The organism is Paenibacillus sp. sgz302164, assembly GCF_056120505.1.
This window is the reverse complement of the sequence record NZ_JBVYOL010000019.1, coordinates 81,634-103,521: the sequence shown is the minus strand read 5'-3', so window position 1 is coordinate 103,521 and position 21,888 is coordinate 81,634. Positions and strand designations below refer to the sequence as shown.

Sequence of the window (21,888 nt, the reverse complement as noted above, 5' to 3'; positions counted from 1 at the left end):
CAAAAGAAGGGAGTTCACAGGGTGAAATCAAGGATCGGGAAATTATCGTTTTTTCTAAAAATGTGTACGGCGTGGTTCGTCTTGCTGGGCTTGCTCGGGCAAACGCTGCCAGGGTTTGCCGGTGCGGCCGGAGCGGAGGAAGCCCGAATCGGGATTCAGGCGGAACCCGGCTTCGGGGCTTCCAATGTGAAGCTGAGGAAGTGGACGCCGGTCAAATTTACGCTGCATAATCCGGGGGCGGACGTATCCGGCGATCTTGCCGTGCAGGTCGTCAATCCGGGCGAAGGCAAGGACAACACTTTTGTCAGCCATGTAGAGCTTCCGAAAGGAAGCACAAAGACAGTTACACTGCTGCTGCCTGGCAGTGAATATGCAAAAGGCAACAATACCGTTGCGTTTTACCGCGATTCGATCCAAAAAGGCAAAGCGGTTTCGTTGGAAGGAACAGCTTACCTGGAGACGTTCAGCATTCCGGCGGACACGGTTCAAGTCGGGGTGCTAGCCCGGGATGCGGATACGATGAACTTCCTGGCCGTTTTGAACCAATCCGGCAACAAAGTCAACGTGCTGCATCTGAAAGAGGCGGATATTCCTGCTTCAGCGCTCGGATTGGACGGAATCGATGTACTCGTCTTGAACGATTTTGCTTCCGATACGTTATCCGCAGAGCAAATTCAGGCGATCAAGACATGGGTGCAGCGAGGGGGCCGGCTCATCCTGGCCGGCGGCGCAGGCTATCCCAAAACGGCCGCTCCGTTTGCCGATTCCGCTCCTGTAGCTTATCAGGGAACGGCGAGCGTTCAGGAACTCCCGCAGTTGGCCAAGCTGGCGGAGAAAGAGCTCGCGCTGCCGCAGCCTTTTACTCTATCCAAGGCCCAGCTTGTTCAGGGCGCGGAAACGATCGCCGCCGAAGGAGACGTGCCGGTGTATGCAAGCAAGGCGTTGGGCAGCGGCAAAATCGTGTACGCAGCATACGACTTGTCTCTGAACCCGCTTGCTTCGTGGAACGGGAATCCCGGCTTGTGGAGACTTTTGCTAAAAGAGCCGTTCGATGAAATGAACAAATACAGAACGAATCAAAACCGGTACGGACCTGATCCTTATTGGGATCTGAACCGGGCGTTGGAATATTTTCCGGCCCTGAAGCCACCGAAATTGACGGCATTGACATGGACGCTTCTGTTGTATGCGGTTGTCGTCGGACCGCTGCTTTATTGGCTCTTGCGACGGGTGGACCGGCGGGAATGGGCCTGGGTCGCGATCCCTGCCCTTGCGATCGTGACGAGCATAGGCATTTTCCAGTTCGGGGCGGCGAACCGCGGCAGCATGCTGGCGCAAGCTTTAAATATCGTGGAGCTTGACGGGAACGGATCGGGCATCAAGGCATCGAACGTCTCGGTCTTTTTGCCGAAAGGCGGCAGTCTGGACATGCAATTTCCGGGAGGGGCGCAAGTTGCGCCTATTATGCAGGAAAATTTCAGCACCGGCTCGCAAGTAATCGGCAGCAGCGAGCTGGTCATTCGTCAGGACAATGATGCCGCCCGCGTCCGAATACAGGACATTCCTTACTCATCGGTAAGCAAAATGAAAATCTACGACGAAGCGCCTATTGCGGCCGGCAAGTTCGAATATTCATTTACCGACCTGTCGGCGGGTTCGGCTAAAGGCAAAATCACGAATCACACTAAAAAGGACCTGACGGACGTGGTCTTATTGATGAACCAATCTGTGGTAAAAATCGGCGAGTTGAAAGCCAGCGCCACGGCAAGCTTCGATACGGCCGGCGGTACCGGAATTTCGTTCGGACCGGACGTCGCAAACGTTATTTTTACGTCCCCGGCGGCGGGAGGAGCGGATACCGGCTTCCGGCAGCGCTCACTGCTGAACGGCTATTTGCATAACCGGCAAAACGTATCCGGCGGCTTTGAGCCGATGATTGCCGGATGGGTGACAGAACAGCAGCCGATCGCTTTGGGAGGCGGAAAAAGCTTGCCGTCCGAACAGCTGTCGCTGATCGTCCAACATATCAAGATGAGCTTCGTGACGCCGGAAGGGCAAATCGTGATCCCAAGCACGGCGTTAGTGCCGGATACCATCGACAACAATATGCAAACGGGCCTTTTCAATTTCCAAAGCGGTCCTTATATCCAACTGGGCACCGGAGACTTTACATTGGACTACAAGCTGCCGCAAATCGAGAGGGCCTCTTACACGCTCATGAGCATGCAGCTCGAACCGAACAGCGGGGCAACCCTGGAGTTGTGGAATGCAGCATCTCAAAAGTGGGAAACTCTCGACGCGCAGAAGTCCTTGAATTGGGATGCGGAGAAGCTTGCGCCATATATTTTGGAAGGGAAATCGATCCGCATGAAAGTTACCTCAACGCAAAATCATACGACGTTCCGCATTCCCTCCATATCGCTTGAAGGGAAGGTGAAACCATGATCGAGATTACGAATTTGACGAAAAAATACGGCAGCTTTACCGCATTGGAATCGCTCTCGATGGAGATCGGCAAAGGGACGGTATTCGGTTTCGTCGGGCCGAACGGAGCGGGCAAATCGACGACGATGTCGATTTTGGCTACCTTGCTCAGTCCGACTTCCGGCACTGCCAAAGTAGGCGGCTTCGATGTAACGGAAAAGCCGAAAGAAGTGCGCAAGCTGATCGGCTATATGCCGGATTTTTTCGGTGTGTACGATAACTTCAAAACTACCGAATATTTGGACTTTTACGGCGCCAGCTACGGAATTCCCAGAGCCGAGCGCTTGAAGCTTATTCCGCAGCTGCTGGATCTCGTCAATTTAACGGATAAGGCCGATTTTTACGTCGATTCCTTATCCCGCGGCATGAAGCAGCGGCTTTGTTTGGCGAGATGTCTCGTGCACCAGCCGGAAGTGCTCATTCTCGACGAGCCCGCTTCCGGCCTCGATCCGCGAGCGCGCATCGAAATGCGGGAAATTTTGAAAGAGCTGAAGGTTATGGGCAAAACGATCATTATCTCCTCGCATATTTTGCCCGAGCTGGCCGAGATGGTCGATGAAATCGGCGTTATCGAATACGGCAAGCTGATCGCCAAAGGAAAAGTCGCGGACATTCAAAACCGGATGAAAGCCAATCGCGTCCTTCACGTGCGCGTTCTGAACAGGGCCGAAGAGGCGGCGGTTTTTTTGGAGCGGCAGCCGCATGTTACGATGGTTTTCAGCGATGAAAAAGGAATTCACGTTCATTTTGGCGGCACGGATGCCGATCAGGCGGAAATGCTCGTTCAATTGGTGGGACAGGGATACCAGGTGCTGTCTTTTAGCGAAGCGATGACGAATCTGGAAGACGTGTTCCTCGAAATTACGAAAGGAGGCGGAGCTCACGATGAGTAGGATCAACTGGATCAATCCGGTCATGGAAAAAGAATTTCGGCTGCGCATGCGCACATTCCGCTCTCCGCTCTCCATTTTTATTTATTTGCTGGCGATCGGCGCGCTCGCGTTGGGGTTCGCGTATATTAACACGGTCGGCATGTCGGACGGGGTGCTCAGCACGACGAAAAGCAGCCAGCTGTTTTATTTTCTGAGCGGCGCGCAGCTGGTGCTGATATCCTTTATGACACCCGGTTTGACTGCCGGAATCATAAGCGGCGAGAGGGAGAAGCAGACGCTGAATATGCTGCTTACGACGCAGCAGAGCTCGGCGACGATCATTTTGAGCAAGCTGTTTTCTTCGATCAGCTTTATGCTGTTGACTGTGCTGGCTTCGATGCCGCTGTACAGCATCGTGTTTTTATACGGGGGCGTTTCGCCCTGGCAGCTGCTTTGGGTGTTCGTCTTTTATGTGTTCGTCATGATCGCTCTAGGCGCGGTAGGCGTGTTTTTCTCCACCATGTTCAAGAAGACGGTCATCGCAGTCATTGCCGCGTACGGCTTTGTGCTGTTTATTTTCGGCTTTACCGCGCTTGCCGGCATCTTTTTCGGGCAGCTGTCCGGGCGGGGGATGAACGAGGAGGTGCTGGGCTACTTTTTAAGCTTGAATCCGATGCCGGTGCTGCTCAGCCTGATGATTCCGGATGTCGCGAAGTCGGTGTTCGGCGGTCATACCTGGCTGCAAATGTGGCATATTTTCGTCGCCGTTTACACATGCATTTCCGTTCTTGCGCTCTGGCTCAGCATCCGTTATTTACGGCCGATCATGAAGACGAAAAAATAAATAGGCAAACTTTATGAGCGGGAAGGAGGCGCAGTTGTGAAAGATTCGACCTTGCAGGAGGTGCTCCGGCCTGTGCGGCAGCGCTTGTGGAAAGCGCAGGGGCTCCGCTGCCTGATGCTTAGCTTGCTTGCGGGACTGGCCGCAGCCGTGGCGTGGATGATGATCGCGCGTTTCTTCCCCATCCCCGGGTATCGCTGGGGCGTGCCGCTGGCGCTCGCGGCAGCGCTTGCCGTCGGCGCCGCTCTGCTGTACGTCCGCCGTCCGGATGACGATTCGGCCGCCCGCTGGATGGATCGCAACGGCATGGAGGACCGGATGTCGACAACGCTCAGGTACAGCGGCCAGACGACGGTATTCGCTGTGCTGCAGCGCGAGGATGCGATCGAACGGGGCGGCATTTTTGTGCGGGATGAGCTGGATAAAACCGTACGCCTTCGCGTGGACCGCAAATTAGCGGCCGCCACATCCGCATGTGCTCTTGCGTTAGCCGTGCTGTTCGCCGTTCCTAACGGTGCAGACGACGTTCTCAGGGACAGACAGAAGCAGCAGGCTTGGCTCGACGAACAAAAGCAAAACGTGCAGGAACTGGTCAAACAATGGGAAGCAAAACCGTCCCTGCTTCCGGCCGCCAAGGACATGCTCGAAGCGTTGAAAGATTTGGAGAACAAGCTGGGTCAAAAGCAAGTTCCCCCGGAAGCTCTGCAAGCGATGGAGCAGGCGATGAAACAAATCGAGTCGGGGCTGGCGCAATTGGAAAAGCAGCGGCAGCAGACCGAGCAGTTGGCCGAGTCGCTGCAGCGCACGGAGGCGCTTCGCAAGCTGGGCGAGGAGCTGCAAAAGGGCGCTGCCGCAGGCGTCAAGGAAGCGGCCGGCAAGCTCGGCGAGCAGGTGGCGGCGATGACGCCGCAGCAGAAGGAGCAGCTCGCCGCAGAGCTGGAGCGGCTCGCCCAATCGGCGCCGCCCGGGGCGGCGGAGCAGCAGCTTCGCGAGCAGCTCAGGCAGGCCGCCTCCGCGCTGCGCAGCGGCGGCGGGGCCGAGGCCGCGCTCGCCGAGCTCGGAGCGGGGCTCGCTGACGCGGCCGCCGCGCAGGAAGCGCTCGCGCAGCAGCAAGCGCTGGCCGCCGAGGCCGGCGCCCGGCTCGCGGCCGGGGCGCTGCCGCAGGCCCGCGAGCTTGCCGCCGCAGGCGCGCAGCCCGGCCAGGCGTGGGCCCCCGGCGGCCTCGCGGAGCGGCTTGCCGCAGGCGGCACCGCCGCATCGGGCGCCGGATCGCCGCCGGCCGCGGCAGGCGGTGCGGCCCCGGGCAGCGCCGGTGCAGGCACCGCGCCCGGTGGCGGCGCATCCGCCGGAGCGGCGGGCAGCGGCGGAGCCGGCGGCTCGCAAGGCGGCGTCGGCGCCGGCTCGCGCGGGCTCGTCGCAACGCCGCGCGAGCGCTCGGGCACCGGCGGCACGTACGCCGACGGCGGGCCCGTAAGCGGCCGCGGCGGCGAAGTGAGCCAAGGCGGCGCCGCGCCGGGCCTGGACGGGGCATCGCGCCCGTACGAGGACGTATACGCCGATTACGCGGCGGAAGCGGCGCAATCGCTGAACCGCTCGGAGCTGCCGCAAAATATGCAAAACCTGGTGCGCGACTACTTTTTGGACATTCAACCGCAGCGTTGATTTTAATGGGAATCCCTAATGCACGGTTTTGCCGCAGCCGTGTGAAGCTTCATAGGCTGGCGCAGCCGTTCATGACCGACTTTGTGAGCGAGACCATCAGATCCAGCACACGGTCGGGCTTGCCCGAAAGGGCTGCATAACGTGCAGACGACGTTTGGTCTACTCCCTGCCGTACGGCGCCGCAACGTTGGCCGGACAGCAGGGAGGGGATGAGGCGGCTTGACAGGCCGGGCCGGGTCTGGGAAAAACCTGCGAAAGTGCAGGTTTTTTTCGCAAAAATGGTTCATTTTGGCCAAAAGCCTGCGATTGTGCAGGAATTTTCCTTAAAAATGAACCTGAGCCCATGTTAGCGACAAAAAGCCTGCACATTTGCAGGAATTTTTTGTGGCCGGCGTATCCATCGAGCAAAAACTGCACTTTTGCAGGTTTTCTTCGTGCAACCGGAAAATGATGCGACTGACTCTGGTGTGCGGGTTTCTCAGAAGCCTATAAATGTGCCGAACAATTGCAGGAATTTACCGCGAAATCGAACCTGATCCCAATGTACTCGGCGAAAAACCTACACAAATGCATGAATTTTTCGTGTCCAGCACAACCATCGAGCAAAAGCTGCAGTTTTCAGGTTGTTGCGAAAGTCCAACCGATTCCTCTCAGATCCATTTTTAGTGGAGGTGTCTCATCTCAAAGTGGAAAAATTGAATTAAACCGATCTGCGAGGGGCATTTAGGCCATACTTTTGGTGTTTTTTTGATCATCGAGAAAAATAGGAGGTTTTTCAACTGCCTGCACAATTGCAGGAATGCTTCATTATCAGCGTATCGACGAGTCGGATAGATGTATGTTTACAGGTTTTTATCCGTGGCTCCCAGGCAGGTTGTGCGATCGGCTCCGGCTTGCGGGTTTCTGGGCACGTTATCTTCGCGCAGCTAGCTTGTGAGATAAACCCCTTCCGAGTTTTTTCGAAAGTGGCGATCTCGTTCGGAGGCAGGTTGATTCGCCGATCAGAATGCTGGCCTGCGCATCTTAGCTTGTATCGAACTTGAATCATCTGATCGGGTGACAAGGATGATTATCCGGTTGCCCCAACGCGGTGTTGCGCTGCATGACTGCGGTCGGTCGACCGCAATCGCTTGTTAGCCAAACGTTCGGAGAAAGGCCCGGTATCGATGAAAGGCCCGGAATCTGGCGGACGGCCGCTCGGCCAGCGTGCGTGCGGAACGTGGGGCTTGGCCGCCTGCCGCACAGCGCCACAACGCGCCCCGAGAAAGACACACTGTGAAGGAGTTGCTCCTTTTGATTTTTATGCAACATATATTGCTGTGGATAACACAGACGGGAGAGGGAAAGCGATGGTGGAATCCAAAGCGCAGCTTGAAACATGGAGTGCGGCGGTCGGCCGCATGAAAGAACAGATCGGGCGGGTCATCGTCGGACAGCAGGAGGTGGTCGAGCAGCTGTTGTGGTGCATGCTTGCAGGCGGGCACGCTTTGCTGGAAGGCATACCGGGGCTCGGCAAAACGATGCTCGTCAAGACGATCGCCGATACGGTCGATTTGAGCTTCTCGCGCATTCAGTTCACGCCGGATTTAATGCCTGCCGACATTACGGGCACGAATGTGATCCAGTTCGGCACACAGGGAGAAACGTCGTACCGGTTCCAGCGGGGGCCGTTGTTCGGCCATTTCGTGCTTGCCGACGAGATCAACAGGGCGACGCCCAAAACGCAAAGCGCTCTGCTCGAAGCGATGCAGGAAAAGACGGTTACGGTCGGCTCCGAAACGTATCCGCTTCCTTCGCCTTTTTTTGTGCTGGCGACCCAAAATCCGCTTGAGCAGGAAGGCACTTATCCGCTGCCGGAAGCTCAGCTGGACCGCTTTTTGTTGAAAATTCACGTGACGTATCCGACGAAAGAAGAGCTGAAGCAAATCATTCTGCGGACGACCTCAGCTAGCGAGGAGAAAGCCGAAAAGGTCGCCGACGGCGATCTGCTGCGGGAAATTCAGCAAGGGCTCAAACAAATATTGGTTGCGGAAGAAGTGCTGGACTATGCGGTTCAGCTGTTGATGAATACGCACCCGGAAGAGGCGGACGCACCCGAGGCTGTCAGGAAATACGTCCGGTTCGGCTCGGGCCCCAGGGGCGTGCAGGCGATCATCGCCGTATCCAAAGTCAGGGCATTTTTGGCAGGGCGGTTTCACGTTTCCAAACAGGATATTGCCGCGGCTGCGATTCCGGCACTGCGCCACCGGCTGTTTTTAAATTTTGAAGGACAAGCGCTGGGTGTTTCGCCCGATTCCGTCATTCGGGATGTCATCCTTAAGCTGGAGAACGGGCGATGAGAGGCGGTTTGCAACTGCTGGATGCAAGCCTCATGCGGCGTCTGGATCAAATGAGCGTCGCTGCCAAAAGCAGGATCAGCGGAACGATGCAGGGGAAGCGCCGCTCGAAAAACTACGGCTCTTCCCTTGATTTCGCCGATTACAGGCTGTACAGCCCCGGAGACGATACGCGCCAGCTCGATTGGAACGCGTACGGGCGCACGGGCAAGCCTTTTATAAAGCTGTTTATGGACGAGCAGGAGCTCCACATTCACCTTTGGCTGGATGCTTCGAAATCGATGGATTTCGGACGAACAGGTTTCGCGGCAGGCCCACCGGGACGCCCCTCCGCCGGTTCCGCCGCCTCGTCCTCCTGGGGTCTGACCACCCGCCGAGCAGCGCCGCAAAGCGGGCCGGGAGAGGCGCGAGTTGGGAAAGGCTCCGGAGCTTCGCCGCTTACCAAATGGGAGTACGCAAGAACGCTCGCCGCGGCGATCGGGTACGTTTCGCTGAACCGGTATGACCGCGTCAGCGCCGCGGCTTTTACGGATCGGGTGACAGGGCAGTTGAAGCACCTTCGCGGCAAAGGCAGCGCGGCAAGGCTTTTTGAGTTTTTGGCGGGCTGCGAGGCGCAGGGAGCGGGCGATGCCGGGGCCGTGTTTTGCAATCCGGCGGTGCTTCCGCGGCAGGCGGGCATGACCTGGCTGTTTTCCGATTTTTTGTATGAAAACGGCGTTCTGGAGGCGCTTCAATATTTGCTTGCCGCGAAGCAGGAAGTGGTCGTCGTGCAAGTGCTGTCGCCAGAGGAGCTGAACCCCGGTCTCAGCGGCGAGCTAAGGTTGATCGACAGCGAATCGGGCGCGGCCAAAGAGGTAGCCGTCACCGGCAAAGTGCTGCAGTCTTACCGGAAAGCGGTAGAAGCGTACACGCAGTCACTCAGATCTTTCTGCTTTGAACGCGGGATTACGTATTTGCTGGCGGCTACCGATGTGCCTCCGGGCGATTTTTTGCTTGGCGAGCTGCGCCGCAGCGGACTCGTCCGGTGAAAGAGCACGCAAGCTTATGCCCGCTGGACGATGCGAACGCCGCGTCTGGCGTGCCATAGGGACCAGCCGTAAATAAGCAGGAAGGCGACCATCAGCACGATGGAAAACCGGTACATCCAGGCGTAGCTGCCAAGCGCGTTAGCCAACGCTCCGAGCGCCATCGCGCCGACTCCGATGCCGAGATCGTTGGCGGAGAAAAAAGTGCCGCTCGCCGCACCGCGGCGGGCCGAAGCCGCACGGCTGATCGTCCACGCCTGCAGTGCCGGCTGGATGGAGCCGAAGCCGATGCCGTAGCACAATGCGGCGGCCGCCAGGGAGCCCTCGGAGTGCGCAAACGAAAGCAGCAGCAGCCCGCATATCGTGAACAAAGCTCCGGGGAGCAGCACCCATTCGTGGCCTTTCCGGTCGAACAGCAGACCGGTTATAGGTCTGACGATCAACACCATGGAAGCGTTGCAAAGAAAAAACCATCCGACATTCGAAATCCCGGCTTCGCGGCCGAATAAAGTAATGAACGTGACGATGCCTCCGTAGCAAACCGCTGTGCAAAACAGCAAAACGGACGGCAGCGCAGCGCTTCGCTCCATGAGCCGGTCGATGAGCTTCGGCGGCTGAGCCGGTTTTTCGAACGGCCTGGGCTTCGGGTAGGCGATAAAAAGCGAGCTGAGCAGCGACATCACCGCAAGTACAGTGGATAGTTGAAGCACACGATGGAAGCCGTAAGCGTGCAGAACCCATAATCCGGTCATCGGAGCCGAGGCCAGGGCAAACGTATTCGATAACCCGTAGTAGCCCATTCCCTCCCCGCGTCTTTCCGCCGGAATAATATCGGCGATGACAGTGCCGAGGGAAGTGGTGGAAATGCCCCAGCCGATGCCGTGCACGAAGCGGGCGGCGAGAATGAGCGCGACAGCGGCCATGTAGGAATACCCGGCAATGGTCAGAATGCAGATCGTTAATCCGACCAGCAGCACGTGTTTTCTGCCCAGCGTGTCCAGCGCCTTGCCGGCAAAAGGCCGCGTAATCAGCGATGAAATCGTGAACAGCCCCATCACAAGCCCGACCTGCACATTGTTTCCTCCAATATCCAGGATGTGGACCGGAATGGTCGGAATCAGCATTTGAAAGCTGAAAAAAAGCAGCAGATTCGAAAGCGAAGTAAGCAAGAAAGCTTTTGTCCAAAGCGGTTTTTGGGCGTGAGCCGGTTGCGATCGTTCCATAAGTCCTCCTGTACAGGAAAAGTGCATTTTGTGAGATAAACCTCTATCGAGGTCTTTTCGAAGATGAGCGACCGCGTTCAGAGGTAGGTTTATTCGCCAATAAGAATGCGGTTCTACGCGCTTTAGCGCTGTAAAGAACTTAAACATTCTTATGTGGTAAAAAAACGCGGTTGCAGCATAGCTGCCGCCGGTTCCGAAATAGTATGCCCGAAATATTCAGAAAGAAAGAGGTGAGCCTTTCATGCAGTTCGCGTCCTTAAGCGGTCTCTGGTTTTCGCTGTCGCTGCCTTTTATCGTCATCCTGTATCTTCTAAAGCGGCGCTATGTGGATACCGAAGTATCCAGCCATTTGCTTTGGCAGCGAATTCTGCGCGAGCAGGAAGCGAATCGGCCGTGGCAGCGTCTCCGCCGCCAGCTTTTGCTCTGGCTGCAGCTGCTGGCGGCCGCGCTGTGCGTGCTTGCGCTCATGAAGCCGTTCGTCCCCGGAACGGGCGGCGGCGGGACGGCGCGAGTCGTCTTCGTGCTGGACGCTTCCGCCAGCATGCAGGCTTCCGCAGGGGGCGTGACGAGGCTGCAGCAAGCGGAGCGGCAATTGCTGGAATTCGCCCGCGAGCATGCGCTAAACAGCGAATATACGCTGCTTGTCATGAGAGATCAGCCGGAAGTGGTGATGCAGCGGCAAGCGGGCATTCCCGCCCTGGAGTCCGCAATTCGGAAGGTCACGCCTTTTTATGGAAAAACCGCCTATCAGGCTTCGCTGTCGCTTGCTGCTGCGCTCACTCGGGATGACTCCGAAGCACAGGTGCGCATTTACACCGACGGACAATGGACGGAAAACGGATCAGGCATCTCTTTCGCCGTACCTGTTGCCGTCGAGCGTACGGAGCTTGCCGGGTCACACGAAAACGTAAGTATTGCGCAGTTCGGCGTGAAACAGGGAGGCAGCGGTTCCGGGTATCAAGCCGTAGCTGTCGTCAAAAACTGGGGCGCCGCGCCAGCATCGTTCGAGGCTGCGCTTTATGCTGATGCCAAGGCAGTAACAATCGAGCGCTTGACTTTACAACCTGACGAACAGCAGACCGTTTATTTCGAAAATCTGGAAAGCGCAGCCGTTTACAAGCTGGCCCTCGACGTTCAAGACGCGCTTGCGGAAGATAACACGGCCTACGCGTTTTCCGAAGGAGGCGGGCGCAAGAGAGCCGCCTATGTCGGCAGCGGCAGCTTGTTTTTGGAAAAAGCGCTCGCTTTGGCGAAAATCGATGTGCTGAAAATACAAAAAAGCGCCGACGGGACGTATCCGCTGCCAACCGGGACGAGCCCCGATCTCGTCATCCTCGACGGCGTATCGGGGGCGGAGCTGCCGGGAGAGCCCTGGCAGCGGCTCCTGAAATCGACGCCGCTTTGGACATTTCCTCCGGCCGCCCCGTCACCTTCGGCAAGCCGCCAGGTTTCGCCTCCTTATACGATTGCCGATCATCCTGTCACCCGCTTCATCCGGCTGCAGGACGTGAACGTCGCTCGAGCGGACGAGGCTGCCGGCGCCGGTCAAAAAGGGGCCAAGCCGATCGTGGAAGCGGGCAGGCTGCCGCTGCTGCTGGCGGGCACGGAAAGCGGCGTTCCGCGCCTCGTGTTCGCTTTTTCCTTGCAGCAATCCGATTTGGCGCTGCGGGCCGAATTTCCGATTCTGGTGCAAAACGCGGCCAATTGGCTGACACGGCAGGACGGCGCGAGTCTGGGACGATTCGTAGCAGGCGACAGAAGGGAGCTGGCGATTCATCCGGAGACGGCCAAGGCCGTTTGGAAGCCCGAGTCAGGTCAGGGTGCCGAACAGGCGGCTGAACAAATTGGAGGAGCGGTAGCGGCTGTGCAGACGATCCCTGCGGTGCCAGGGCTGTACCGTTTTATGGAGTACGATGCCCAAGGCAATGTTGTCCAGTCGCGACTGCTGGAATCGGCGATCGATTCACGGGAATCGAATATCAACGGGAAAGCGGATTTACTGCCCGGGGCCACCCCTGGCGAACGGACGGACTCGGGCAATACGGATGCATCCCGAGCCGCCGTTTCGCCGGACAAAGAACCGTTCGCGGTTTCTTTAGTGCCCTGGATCGTTGCTATGCTGTTGATCCTGCTGCTGCTGGAATGGGAGGTGTATAGACGTGGGCATTCAGTTTGACCGCGTGTGGGCTCTGCTGCTGATCGTGCCCCTCGTTTTTTATATCCGCCTCATGTGGCTCCACGTTCCAAGGCTGAACGGCACGCGCAAAAAATTTGCGGTTGCCGTCCGTACGCTTGTCCTTCTGCTTCTCGTGCTTTCGCTTGCCGGGACGCAGCTGTTCACATGGAAAAACAATAAAACCGTCGTCTTTGCCGTGGACCGTTCCGACAGCGTAAAGGCGGATAGCCGGGAAGCCCAGTGGATTCGCGCCGCCGCCAAAGAGCGGTCGGAGCAGGACGAAGCCGGGGTTGTTTCCATCGGGCTGGACGCTTATCTGGAAACGTCTGTGGACACCAAGCCTCTTGACGGCTTCCAGTTCACTTCGCGGACGAATGCGCAGTTTACGAACTTGTCCGCCGGGCTGCAGCTTGCTTCCGGCTCCCTGGGAGACGGCAAGGGAAAGCATATTATGCTGCTATCCGACGGCGAGGAAAACGTCGGCGATATGCTGCGGCAAGGCGCACTGCTCCGCGATCGCGGAATTGCCGTCGACGTCGTGCCCATGCCTGTCAAAGAGAAAAAAGATGCCGCCGTCGAAGAAGTGCGGGTTCCCGACAAGCTGTACCAAGGGGAAGCTTATTCGGTCGAGGTGCAGGTAAGGGCGACTGCGGCCGGTCCCGCACAGCTGCGGGTTTATGAAGACGACCGGGAAATAACGGCCGGGCAGGTAACGCTCGAAAAGGGCGAAAACCGCTTTGTCGTCAAATCGCTGGCGAAGGAGCCGGGCATTCACCGGTACAGGGCCGAGATCTATATGGACGGGGACGAGCAGTCGGCGAACAACACGCATTATGCGTTCAGCAAAGTGCAGGGGCCGCCGAAAGTGCTCATCGTCGAGGGCAAGGAAGGAGCTTCGCAAAATGTGGAGGCGGCGCTTAGGTCCGCGTTGATTCCTTTCGATACGATAACGCCGGAGCTGCTGTCGAACAATTTTGTTTCGTATGCCGGCTATGAAAGCATCGTTTTGAATGACGTCCCCGCAACCCGCATTCCGCAGGTCAAGATGGAGATGATCGAGCAGGCCGTACGCGATTACGGCGTCGGTCTGGTCATGCTCGGCGGGCAGGACAGCTACGGTTTGGGCGGATATTTCAAAACGCCGATCGAACGCGCGCTTCCCGTCTACATGGATTTGCGCGGCAAGCGGGAAATTCCGTCGCTCGGCATCGTGCTCGTGATCGACAAATCCGGCAGTATGGCCGGGGACAAAATGAAACTGGCCCAGGAGGCGGCCTCCCGGACGACGGATTTGTTAAGGGAGAAGGACACTCTCGGCGTCCTCGGATTCGATTCGTCTTCGCTCTGGTACGTAGAGCCGCAGAAGCTGACCGACAAGCCGGACATCATCCGTAAAATCAATTCGATTCCCGCCGACGGCGGCACCGAAATTTATTCGGCAGTGGAAGAAGCTTACCGGAAGCTGTCGAAGGTGGACGCGCAGCGGAAACATATCATTTTGCTGACGGACGGGCAGTCCGCGACAGATCAAAGCTATCAGGCCCTGACGCAAAACATGCAAAAGGACAATATAACGATGTCCACGGTGGCGATCGGCACCGATGCGGATCAGGCGCTGCTGAAGCAGCTTGCCGATCTCGCCAAGGGCAGGTACTATGCCGCTGTCGATCAAACGACGATTCCGGCGATTTTCAGCCGCGAGGCGGTTTTGATTTCCCGCACGTATATCGTGAATCAGCCGTTCGTTCCCGCCTATACGGGGGGAGCCGACTGGATGGGCTTGTTCGGGCAAGGGGTGCCGGCCCTGAACGGGTATATCGCGACGACGCCGAAGGAAACGGCGGACGTGATTTTGGCGAGCCAGGAGCCCGACCCGGTTTTGGCAAGGTGGCAGTACGGGTCCGGCCGGTCGGTTGCATGGACGAGCGACGTTACCGGAGCGTGGTCGGCGGACTGGGTCAAGTGGCCGGGTTTTCCGAAGGCACTGACGGGCATGATCAAATGGACGTTCCCGCAGTTTGAAGCTTCGCCGATGGAGCTGACCGGACATTTGTCAGGCAGCGAAATGACCCTGGAAGCGCGGATCGGGAACGGCAGCGGGAGCGCCGGTTTGCAGGGCGAGCTTCGAGCGGTTATAACGGACGACTCCCTCGGCACGAAGGATGTCGCCTTCACGGCTACGGCGCCGGGAGAATATTCAGCGCAAGTGCCTGTGGATAAGTCCGGCGTATATTTGGTGAAGACGGAACTTCTGGCGCCGGAGGGCGGGGAAGGCGCAGAGAAGCGCGTGATCGGCAGCGCGACGTCGGGGTTCGTGATCCCGTATTCGCCGGAATACCGGATCACGGAAGGCAAAGGCCCGGACAAGCTGAAGCAGCTTGCCGCCTTGACCGGCGGCCGGGTGCTCTCGCTCGAGCACCCGGAGGACGCCTTCGCCTTCGCTTCCGCCGCGCAGAAGCGGGCGGTCCCCATCAGCGCGTACCTGCTGATGGCCGCGCTCGCGTTGCTGCTGCTTGATATCGCAGCGCGCCGCGTCAGCCTGCCGTCCGCCCTGTGGGCCCGGACGGCTGCGCGATTCGGGCGGGCCCGCCGCGAAGCCGGCCCGCCGCAGCCTGCGGAGACGCCGCTTGCGCGTCTCCGCGAACGCCGGCAGCTTGCGGAGCGCAAGCTGCAGCGGCCCCCGGCGGCGGCTGCGCGGCCCGCCGCCGCCGAAGGGGAACGGCCCGCGGCCGCCGCTCCGCCAGCGCCCCCGGCGGCGTCCGAGGCCCCGCCGCCGGATGCGATGAGCCGTTTGCTGGAAGCGAAACGGCGCAACCGCAAGTAAACGCCGCGCCTTCTGGCGTTTTTTCCGCAAGTGAGATACACTATTTGCAGATGAGTGTCGAACGGGCGCTCACTTTCGGCGAATTGGGGAGGGAAGCCTTATGGCTAGAAACAGCTACTCCATCGGTGTGCTGCTGATCGGGGTTGCGATCGTTTTGCTGCTTGGGAAATTAGGGGTCTTTCACTTTGTCTTTGCTTATTTATGGCCGCTGGCGCTGCTTATTCCGGGGCTGTTGTTTCACGCTTTGTATTTTAACCGCATGCTTCCGGCCGGGATTCTGCTGCCGGGCGGCATACTGACGACGTATTCTCTCATGTTTTTTTACTGCAACATTTTTGGCTGGGGCTCGATGAGCTATTTGTGGCCCGGCTTTATTTTCGGAGTGGCCGTCGGTCTGTACGAGCTGCATTTGTTTGACCGGGGCCGCGACCGCGGGGTCATGACCGCCGCGCTGATTTTGGGCGTCGCATCCGCCGTTTTCTTCGTCCTTGCTTTATTGTTCAAGCTCGGCATCTACGTCGTTGCCCTGCTGCTCATCGTAGGCGGTGTGCTGATCATGATGCGCAAGCCGAGAATATGGTAGCGGGGATGGGCCTGCAAAGCGGGGAAATGTCCGTTTACAATAAAATAAAGTGCAAAATCCTTGCATAATGTCGCTTTTTTGCATATAATAATGTTAAATGTCAAGCGTCGGCGCTTTCGTCCGACGCTTCTTTTATGATCAGAGGCGAAAATCATAGGGTAGAGAGGGTTTGAATAATTCATGCACGCTAGAGACAAGATTCGCAATATCGCGATTATCGCGCACGTTGACCACGGCAAAACTACGCTCGTCGACAAGCTGCTGCAGCAGTCTGGAACGTTCCGCGATAACGAGGCCGTTCAGGAAAGAGCCATGGACTCCAACGATTTGGAGAGAGAGCGCGGCATTACGATTTTGGCCAAAAATACGGCGATTAATTATAAAGACTATTTGATTAATATCGTGGACACCCCGGGACACGCCGACTTCGGCGGCGAGGTTGAACGGATTATGAAAATGGTCGACGGCGTTCTGCTCGTAGTCGACGCTTTCGAAGGCACGATGCCGCAAACGAAGTTCGTACTGCGCAAAGCGCTGGAGCAAAACCTGTCGCCGGTCGTCGTCGTCAACAAAATCGACCGACCGAATGCGCGTCCGGCGGAAGTTGTCGACGAAGTGCTCGATTTGTTCATTGAGCTGGGAGCGACGGATGAGCAGTTGGATTTCCATGTCGTGTACGCCTCCGCGCTTCAAGGCACATCCAGCCTTGACCCGGATAAGCAGGATGCGAACATGGAAGCGATCTATGAAACGGTCGTTCAGCATATTCCTGCGCCTACGGAAGACGTGGATCAACCGCTGCAGTTCCTCGTTACGCTGATGGATTACAACGAGTATTTGGGACGCATCGGGGTCGGCCGGGTGAACCGCGGCAAAATCCGCCAAGGGCAACCGGTTGCGGTTATTACCCGCGAAGGCGCTACAAAACAGGCGAGAATCGAGAAATTGTTCGGTTTCTCCGGCTTGAAACGGATTGAAATCGAAGAAGCCGGCGCAGGCGATATCATCGCGATTGCCGGGATTAAAGAAATCAACATCGGCGAAACGGTTGCCGATCCGACGAATCCGGAAGCACTGCCGGTGCTGAAAATCGACGAGCCGACGCTGCAGATGACGTTCCTCGTGAACAACAGCCCGTTTGCCGGCCGCGAAGGCAAATGGGTAACGTCCCGCAAGCTGCGCGAGCGTCTGTACAAAGAGCTGGAAACCGACGTCAGCTTGCGCGTGGAGGACACGGACAGCCCTGATGCTTTCATCGTCTCCGGGCGCGGCGAGCTTCACCTCGGCATCCTGATCGAGAATATGCGCCGCGAAGGTTTCGAGATGCAGGTGTCCAAGCCGGAAGTCATCATCCGCGAAATCGACGGACAAAAAATGGAGCCGATCGAGCGCTTGATCATTGACGTTCCCGAGGACAGCATGGGCGCGGTTATGGAAAGCCTCGGAACCCGCAAAGCGGAAATGGTCAATATGATCAACAACGGCAACGGCAACGTGCGCCTGGAGTTCCTGATTCCTGCGCGGGGCTTGATCGGATACAGAACGTACTTCCTGACGCTGACACGCGGCTACGGAATTATGAACCACGCGTTTGACAGCTACGGTCCTTACCTGGGCGCAGGCGTCGGCGGCCGTCACGAAGGCGTGCTCGTATCCAGCGAAACGGGAGTGTCCACGCTGTACGGCATTCTTTCCGTCGAAGACCGCGGCGTGCTGTTCGTTCACCCGCAGACGGAAGTGTACGAGGGCATGATCGTAGGCGAGCATACTCGCGACAACGACATCATCGTCAACATTTGCAAGGAAAAAGCGGTCAACAACATCCGTTCGGCGAACAAGGAAGAAACGGTGAAAATGAAAACTCCCCGCATCTATTCCCTGGAGCAGGCGCTGGAGTACTTGAACGATGACGAGTACTGCGAAATTACGCCGAAATCCGTTCGTCTGCGCAAAAAGATTTTGAATAAAAGCGAGCGCGAACGCGCTGAAAAACACCGCAAAATGTCCGAAGCAGGCGTATAATAAATAAAAGGCAAAAAAGGGAAATGCAGCAGAGTTACTTTCTTGAGCTGTCATTTCCCTTTCCCTATATTTTTCGTATGCTTGTGAGAATTCGCTTTCATGGAGGTGAGACTTGTGTTGACTGGGTGGTTTGGCGATCATATCCTGATTACATATTTGTTGATTTTCGTGTTTATGTCGTATGTGTATAATAAAGTGTTCCGCGCGCGCAAGCTGCCGGTTTTGAAGACGCTCATCATCTACGTGCTGATTGCGATCGGCTCGATCATGCTGCTCTTTTTCCAGGTCGCGGGATTGCCGATCGTGCCCAGTCTGGCTGTGGCCGTATTTCTCATGTTCCTGGTCCGGGTGCGCTATTTTGTTGAAAAAAGAACCGGTAAAAGGTCTTCCCAATAAGGGAGGGGGATTGGTTGATGATCCGCTATTGGTTAACTCCTATTATTTGCAGGGAACCTGTAACTTTCGGGGCTGATCGTCTGTGCTGCGAACCGCCGGGCGAGGTTGACGCTTTGCGGGAGGAGGCGCATGCGCTCCATCCGCGGCTTTTGCCGATGTTCAAAGCCAGTCTGCTGCTGAGCGATGACGAAGAGCTGTGCGGCTCCGAGCTTGTCGAGGCGGATCTGGCCGCTCCTGGCGTGCTGGCGTTCGACGGCAATCCCTTGCATATATCCCATTGCGCGGAAGCTTTTTTGGATCGTCTGCTTGCTCCCGAGGCATCGAGAGAGTTGGTAAGGGAACTGAAGGGCGGCGCAGGCGGACTTTCCGACCGGCAGCTGCTGTGGAAGCGCCAATGGCTGGAATGGCTGGAGAACGGGTATGAGGTCATTTTGCTGAGAGAGGATGGTAGATGAGTGAAACTTCAGGATGCGCTGTTTAATTGGCTGCAGATGCATATTGTCGCGGAAGCGCGGACGGACGATAGGGCGGCGGCGGAAACGCTCGATTTCTTCGCCGTTCTATTGCGGGAGGATCACGCGGTAACAGGGATGCAGATCGAAGGTGAAGACGCCATCAAGGTCATCATCGCTTATGAGCAGGAAGGAGTAAGCAGGAGCGTATCTTTCGACCGGGAGGCGGCGGAAAAGCTGCTGGAAGACATCAACTCAAATCCTAAATATAATCAATAACTTGCGACACCGACATAACTTTGCCTTCCGAACGATACAATAGGGTATATCCTGCCGCAGGCCGAAGGAGTGTTCGCATGGATTGAAAAATGGATACATAAAAGTGGAACACGTGCTCTTGCTTGTGATATACTGAAATTGTAAGGCTAGTATGCTACTACCTTGTAGGAGGCGCAAACATCATGGCCGAACCAATTACAACTTTACCGGAGCAATTGTTTTCAGCCTTGCCAAGCGACAATCCGGATTGTGCCGAGACAGGCATCAAGTCGGCTCGGACCGCCGTGTTCTGTGCATTCAACCGACGTGCAGCGATTGAGCTGGACGGACAAGTTTTTCATGCGATAAAAAAAGCCTAGACATGCTTACGCTGTCAGGCTTTTTCTCGTCTTTTCCAAGTTTATCCGGTTATCGGGCTACAGGTTAGGTCTTCCTACCTGATTCGCATCGTTCGGTACGGGGGTGCTTGGGACATCTCTAAGATCGCGGGGGATCTGCGGCATAATCCGGCCGACGATATCGGCCATCTGCTCGGCGAAGCCTGTGACAGGCCTTCCAGCCCTAATATTATCGCGAATGTTGCGCAAGCGCTGATCGAGGTCCATATCTGCGGTAACGATGGCATTGACGCCGTACGGGTCTTTGCGCAGCGCTTCTGCGACGGAATACTTCACGGTTCCGACTTTGGATCTGTCCATATCTTTTTTTACATTGATTCCTACGACAGCCGTGTTGCCGAATACAACACAATGGGCACTTTCCACTTGCGGAACGCTTACCGCCAGGTTCTCCAAACGCTCTGCGACTTGCTGCGGATTTTTAATTTCCAGTTTTTGCGGAGCGATTTGTTGCACTTTAATTTGATCCTGATTTGCATTTGGAGAGGGGGCAGCACCACTTTTCGGCGCTTGGCTGCAGCCGGCAGCAAGGAAAAGCAGCGGCACTATCAGACAAATTCGTTTCACCAGCATCGATCCTTTCTTTTCCTTGAATCTTGCGTTTAGTTTGTCCTGCACAGCTATTTTGTATGTATGCATCAGATAGCATGGCATCTGGCACAAGGAATGAATTTGATTCCAGCGAATCAAAAATTGCATTCCTACAGCAAAAGATCTAACGCCAAATCCGGGAGGGGACACACATATGAAAAAAATTTACGTGTTGGATACCAATGTACTGCTTCAGGACCCTAATTCTTTATTTGCTTTCGACGATAATGAAGTAGTCATACCCGCCGTGGTGTTGGAAGAGATCGATTCGAAGAAACGGAACGCCGATGAGATTGGGCGAAATGCCAGACATGTATCCCGTCTGCTTGACGGTCTGCGCGTCAAAGGTACATTATCCGATGGAGTCACGCTGGAAAGCGGCGGCAGCATCAAGGTGGAGCTGAATCACCGCAGCTTTGCCAAGCTTCAGGAAACGTTCGCCGAGCTCACCAACGATAACCGGATTCTTGCGGTTGCGCTCAACTATCATCTGGAAGAACAGGAGAACGACGATCCGAAGCCTGTCGTGATTGTCAGCAAAGACACTCTGGTGCGAATTAAAGCGGACGTTCTCGGGCTGACGGCTCAAGATTATTTGACCGACCGCATTGTCTCCCAGACTGATATGTATACGGGATATGTGACGCTGCATGTGCATCCGTCGATCATAGACGAATTTTATACGTACCGCTTTTTGAACCTCCATTCGCTGAATCTCGGGTATTCGCTGCATCCTCATGAATTTGTTATTTTAAGAGATGAACTTGGAACGTCGAAATCCGCTTTGTTAAAAGTCAATGCCGAAGGCAAAAAGCTGGAGCCGCTTTATATGAGCAACGAGCCCGTATGGGGAATCGCGGCGCGCAACGCCCAGCAGCGCATGGCGCTGGAATTGCTTTTAAACGACGAGATCCCGCTGGTGACCTTGACCGGCAAAGCGGGCACGGGCAAAACGCTGCTGACGCTTGCCGCGGGGCTTATGAAAATCGAAGACGAGCGCAAGTACAAAAAGCTGCTGATCGCCCGCCCCGTCGTTCCGATGGGCAAAGATATCGGATATTTGCCCGGTGAAAAAGACGAGAAGCTGCGCCCCTGGATGCAGCCGATCTATGATAATCTGGAGTTTTTGTTCGATACGAAAAAAACGGGCGATATCGATAAAATATTGGCAGGGCTGGGCAGCATACAGGTGGAGGCCTTGACGTACATCCGCGGGCGCTCCATCCCGGGACAATTCATTATCATCGACGAAGCTCAGAACTTATCGAAGCATGAAGTGAAGACGATCGTCTCGCGTGTCGGCGAGAACAGCAAAATCGTGCTGCTGGGCGACCCCGAGCAAATCGACCATCCTTATTTGGACGCATCCAGCAACGGCCTCACTTATGTGGTCGAGCGATTCAAGCAAGAGGGGATCAGCGGCCACATCACGCTGGAACGAGGTGAACGTTCGCACTTGGCCCAACTGGCGGCGGACCTGCTATAACGAGAAACGCAAACAAGCCCTTATCCGTATCTGCGGATAAGGGCTTGTTTGCGTGGCATCGGTTCGTTGCGTGGAAAGCCCGCGATTGCATAGATATTCCCCGCTTAGAGCGGGCTTGAGCCTGCGCAGCGGCTGGAATGCCGTACTAACCTGAAAATAACGAACGATGAACACATGGGCATGGGGCTGCCCATAAACCCACACGCCAGGGCCGATCGCACAATCTGCCAAGCTGCAC

Annotated in this window: 17 protein-coding genes; 15 read left to right on the top strand and 2 right to left on the bottom strand. The window is 56.6% G+C overall.

The window, feature by feature from the left end; genetic code table 11:
- The first annotated feature begins 21 nt into the window (after positions 1–21).
- From AC0LWT_RS27455 to AC0LWT_RS27430, 6 genes are all read left to right on the top strand, one after another.
- Entirely contained in the window at positions 22–2,445 is a 2,424-nt protein-coding gene (locus tag AC0LWT_RS27455; RefSeq protein ID WP_474684474.1) for a DUF7408 domain-containing protein, read from the top strand.
- Positions 2,442–3,377 carry an ABC transporter ATP-binding protein gene (locus AC0LWT_RS27450; protein ID WP_474684473.1) on the top strand — a complete coding sequence of 312 codons (936 nt, stop codon included), beginning with the start codon at positions 2,442–2,444 and terminating at the stop codon, positions 3,375–3,377. The genes AC0LWT_RS27455 and AC0LWT_RS27450 overlap by 4 nt, the downstream gene beginning before the upstream one ends.
- Positions 3,370–4,200, top strand: a complete 831-nt coding sequence (locus AC0LWT_RS27445) for an ABC transporter permease (RefSeq protein ID WP_474684472.1) — start codon at positions 3,370–3,372, stop codon at positions 4,198–4,200. Before AC0LWT_RS27450 ends, AC0LWT_RS27445 begins: the two co-directional genes overlap by 8 nt.
- Positions 4,201–4,236: 36 nt before the next feature.
- Positions 4,237–5,859, top strand: a complete 1,623-nt coding sequence (locus tag AC0LWT_RS27440) for an AAA family ATPase (protein ID WP_474684471.1) — start codon at positions 4,237–4,239, stop codon at positions 5,857–5,859.
- Between the two features lie 1,349 nt (positions 5,860–7,208).
- Positions 7,209–8,198, top strand: coding sequence for an AAA family ATPase (locus tag AC0LWT_RS27435; RefSeq protein ID WP_474684470.1), 990 nt, complete (start codon positions 7,209–7,211; stop codon positions 8,196–8,198).
- Positions 8,195–9,223 (top strand): DUF58 domain-containing protein, encoded by a 1,029-nt coding sequence (locus AC0LWT_RS27430; protein WP_474684469.1) that lies wholly within the window; start codon positions 8,195–8,197, stop codon positions 9,221–9,223. Before AC0LWT_RS27435 ends, AC0LWT_RS27430 begins: the two co-directional genes overlap by 4 nt.
- Positions 9,224–9,237: 14 nt before the next feature.
- Here the strand turns inward: AC0LWT_RS27430 and AC0LWT_RS27425 are convergent, their stop codons facing one another.
- A complete protein-coding gene (locus AC0LWT_RS27425) occupies positions 9,238–10,443 on the bottom strand; it encodes an MFS transporter (RefSeq protein WP_474684468.1) in 1,206 nt (401 codons plus the stop codon).
- Positions 10,444–10,684: 241 nt separating this feature from the next.
- On the opposite strand from AC0LWT_RS27425, the gene AC0LWT_RS27420 reads away from it, so the two are divergent.
- The 8 genes from AC0LWT_RS27420 to AC0LWT_RS27385 all read left to right on the top strand — a co-directional run bounded on the left by AC0LWT_RS27420 (position 10,685) and on the right by AC0LWT_RS27385 (position 19,534).
- Positions 10,685–12,619 (top strand): vWA domain-containing protein, encoded by a 1,935-nt coding sequence (locus AC0LWT_RS27420; protein ID WP_474684467.1) that lies wholly within the window; start codon positions 10,685–10,687, stop codon positions 12,617–12,619.
- Positions 12,603–15,443, top strand: coding sequence for a VWA domain-containing protein (locus AC0LWT_RS27415; protein WP_474684466.1), 2,841 nt, complete (start codon positions 12,603–12,605; stop codon positions 15,441–15,443). The genes AC0LWT_RS27420 and AC0LWT_RS27415 overlap by 17 nt, the downstream gene beginning before the upstream one ends.
- 100 nt (positions 15,444–15,543) lie before the next feature.
- Entirely contained in the window at positions 15,544–16,026 is a 483-nt protein-coding gene (locus AC0LWT_RS27410; protein ID WP_474684465.1) for a hypothetical protein, read from the top strand.
- 180 nt (positions 16,027–16,206) lie between these two features.
- The gene (gene typA / locus AC0LWT_RS27405) at positions 16,207–18,048 is read left to right on the top strand and encodes a translational GTPase TypA (protein WP_474684464.1); all 1,842 of its coding nucleotides are present in this window, start codon (positions 16,207–16,209) and stop codon (positions 18,046–18,048) included.
- A 117-nt stretch (positions 18,049–18,165) separates the two neighbouring features.
- Complete coding sequence (locus AC0LWT_RS27400; protein ID WP_474684516.1) at positions 18,166–18,444, top strand: YlaH-like family protein; 279 nt, start codon at positions 18,166–18,168, stop codon at positions 18,442–18,444.
- Between the two features lie 17 nt (positions 18,445–18,461).
- A complete protein-coding gene (locus AC0LWT_RS27395; RefSeq protein WP_474684463.1) occupies positions 18,462–18,899 on the top strand; it encodes a hypothetical protein in 438 nt (145 codons plus the stop codon).
- Complete coding sequence (locus AC0LWT_RS27390; RefSeq protein ID WP_474684462.1) at positions 18,900–19,175, top strand: hypothetical protein; 276 nt, start codon at positions 18,900–18,902, stop codon at positions 19,173–19,175.
- A gap of 182 nt (positions 19,176–19,357) precedes the next feature.
- The gene (locus tag AC0LWT_RS27385; RefSeq protein ID WP_474684461.1) at positions 19,358–19,534 is read left to right on the top strand and encodes a hypothetical protein; all 177 of its coding nucleotides are present in this window, start codon (positions 19,358–19,360) and stop codon (positions 19,532–19,534) included.
- Positions 19,535–19,591: 57 nt separating this feature from the next.
- On the opposite strand, the gene AC0LWT_RS27380 is transcribed toward AC0LWT_RS27385, so the two are convergent.
- Positions 19,592–20,146 carry a YhcN/YlaJ family sporulation lipoprotein gene (locus AC0LWT_RS27380; protein WP_474684460.1) on the bottom strand — a complete coding sequence of 185 codons (555 nt, stop codon included), beginning with the start codon at positions 20,144–20,146 and terminating at the stop codon, positions 19,592–19,594.
- Between the two features lie 172 nt (positions 20,147–20,318).
- On the opposite strand from AC0LWT_RS27380, the gene AC0LWT_RS27375 reads away from it, so the two are divergent.
- A complete protein-coding gene (locus tag AC0LWT_RS27375; RefSeq protein ID WP_474684459.1) occupies positions 20,319–21,650 on the top strand; it encodes a PhoH family protein in 1,332 nt (443 codons plus the stop codon).
- Positions 21,651–21,888 lie beyond the last annotated feature (238 nt).

What these genes read in the sequence shown, in the direction of transcription:
- AC0LWT_RS27450 (WP_474684473.1), top strand. Translation starts at nt 2,442, where the DNA reads ATGATCGAGATTACGAATTTGACGAAAAAATACGGCAGCTTTACCGCA.
- AC0LWT_RS27445 (WP_474684472.1), top strand. Translation starts at nt 3,370, where the DNA reads ATGAGTAGGATCAACTGGATCAATCCGGTCATGGAAAAAGAATTTCGG.
- AC0LWT_RS27435 (WP_474684470.1), top strand. Translation starts at nt 7,209, where the DNA reads ATGGTGGAATCCAAAGCGCAGCTTGAAACATGGAGTGCGGCGGTCGGC.
- AC0LWT_RS27430 (WP_474684469.1), top strand. Translation starts at nt 8,195, where the DNA reads ATGAGAGGCGGTTTGCAACTGCTGGATGCAAGCCTCATGCGGCGTCTG.
- AC0LWT_RS27425 (WP_474684468.1), bottom strand. Translation starts at nt 10,443, where the DNA reads ATGGAACGATCGCAACCGGCTCACGCCCAAAAACCGCTTTGGACAAAA.
- AC0LWT_RS27420 (WP_474684467.1), top strand. Translation starts at nt 10,685, where the DNA reads ATGCAGTTCGCGTCCTTAAGCGGTCTCTGGTTTTCGCTGTCGCTGCCT.
- AC0LWT_RS27410 (WP_474684465.1), top strand. Translation starts at nt 15,544, where the DNA reads ATGGCTAGAAACAGCTACTCCATCGGTGTGCTGCTGATCGGGGTTGCG.
- typA (WP_474684464.1), top strand. Translation starts at nt 16,207, where the DNA reads ATGCACGCTAGAGACAAGATTCGCAATATCGCGATTATCGCGCACGTT.
- AC0LWT_RS27395 (WP_474684463.1), top strand. Translation starts at nt 18,462, where the DNA reads ATGATCCGCTATTGGTTAACTCCTATTATTTGCAGGGAACCTGTAACT.
- AC0LWT_RS27385 (WP_474684461.1), top strand. Translation starts at nt 19,358, where the DNA reads ATGGCCGAACCAATTACAACTTTACCGGAGCAATTGTTTTCAGCCTTG.
- AC0LWT_RS27380 (WP_474684460.1), bottom strand. Translation starts at nt 20,146, where the DNA reads ATGCTGGTGAAACGAATTTGTCTGATAGTGCCGCTGCTTTTCCTTGCT.
- AC0LWT_RS27375 (WP_474684459.1), top strand. Translation starts at nt 20,319, where the DNA reads ATGAAAAAAATTTACGTGTTGGATACCAATGTACTGCTTCAGGACCCT.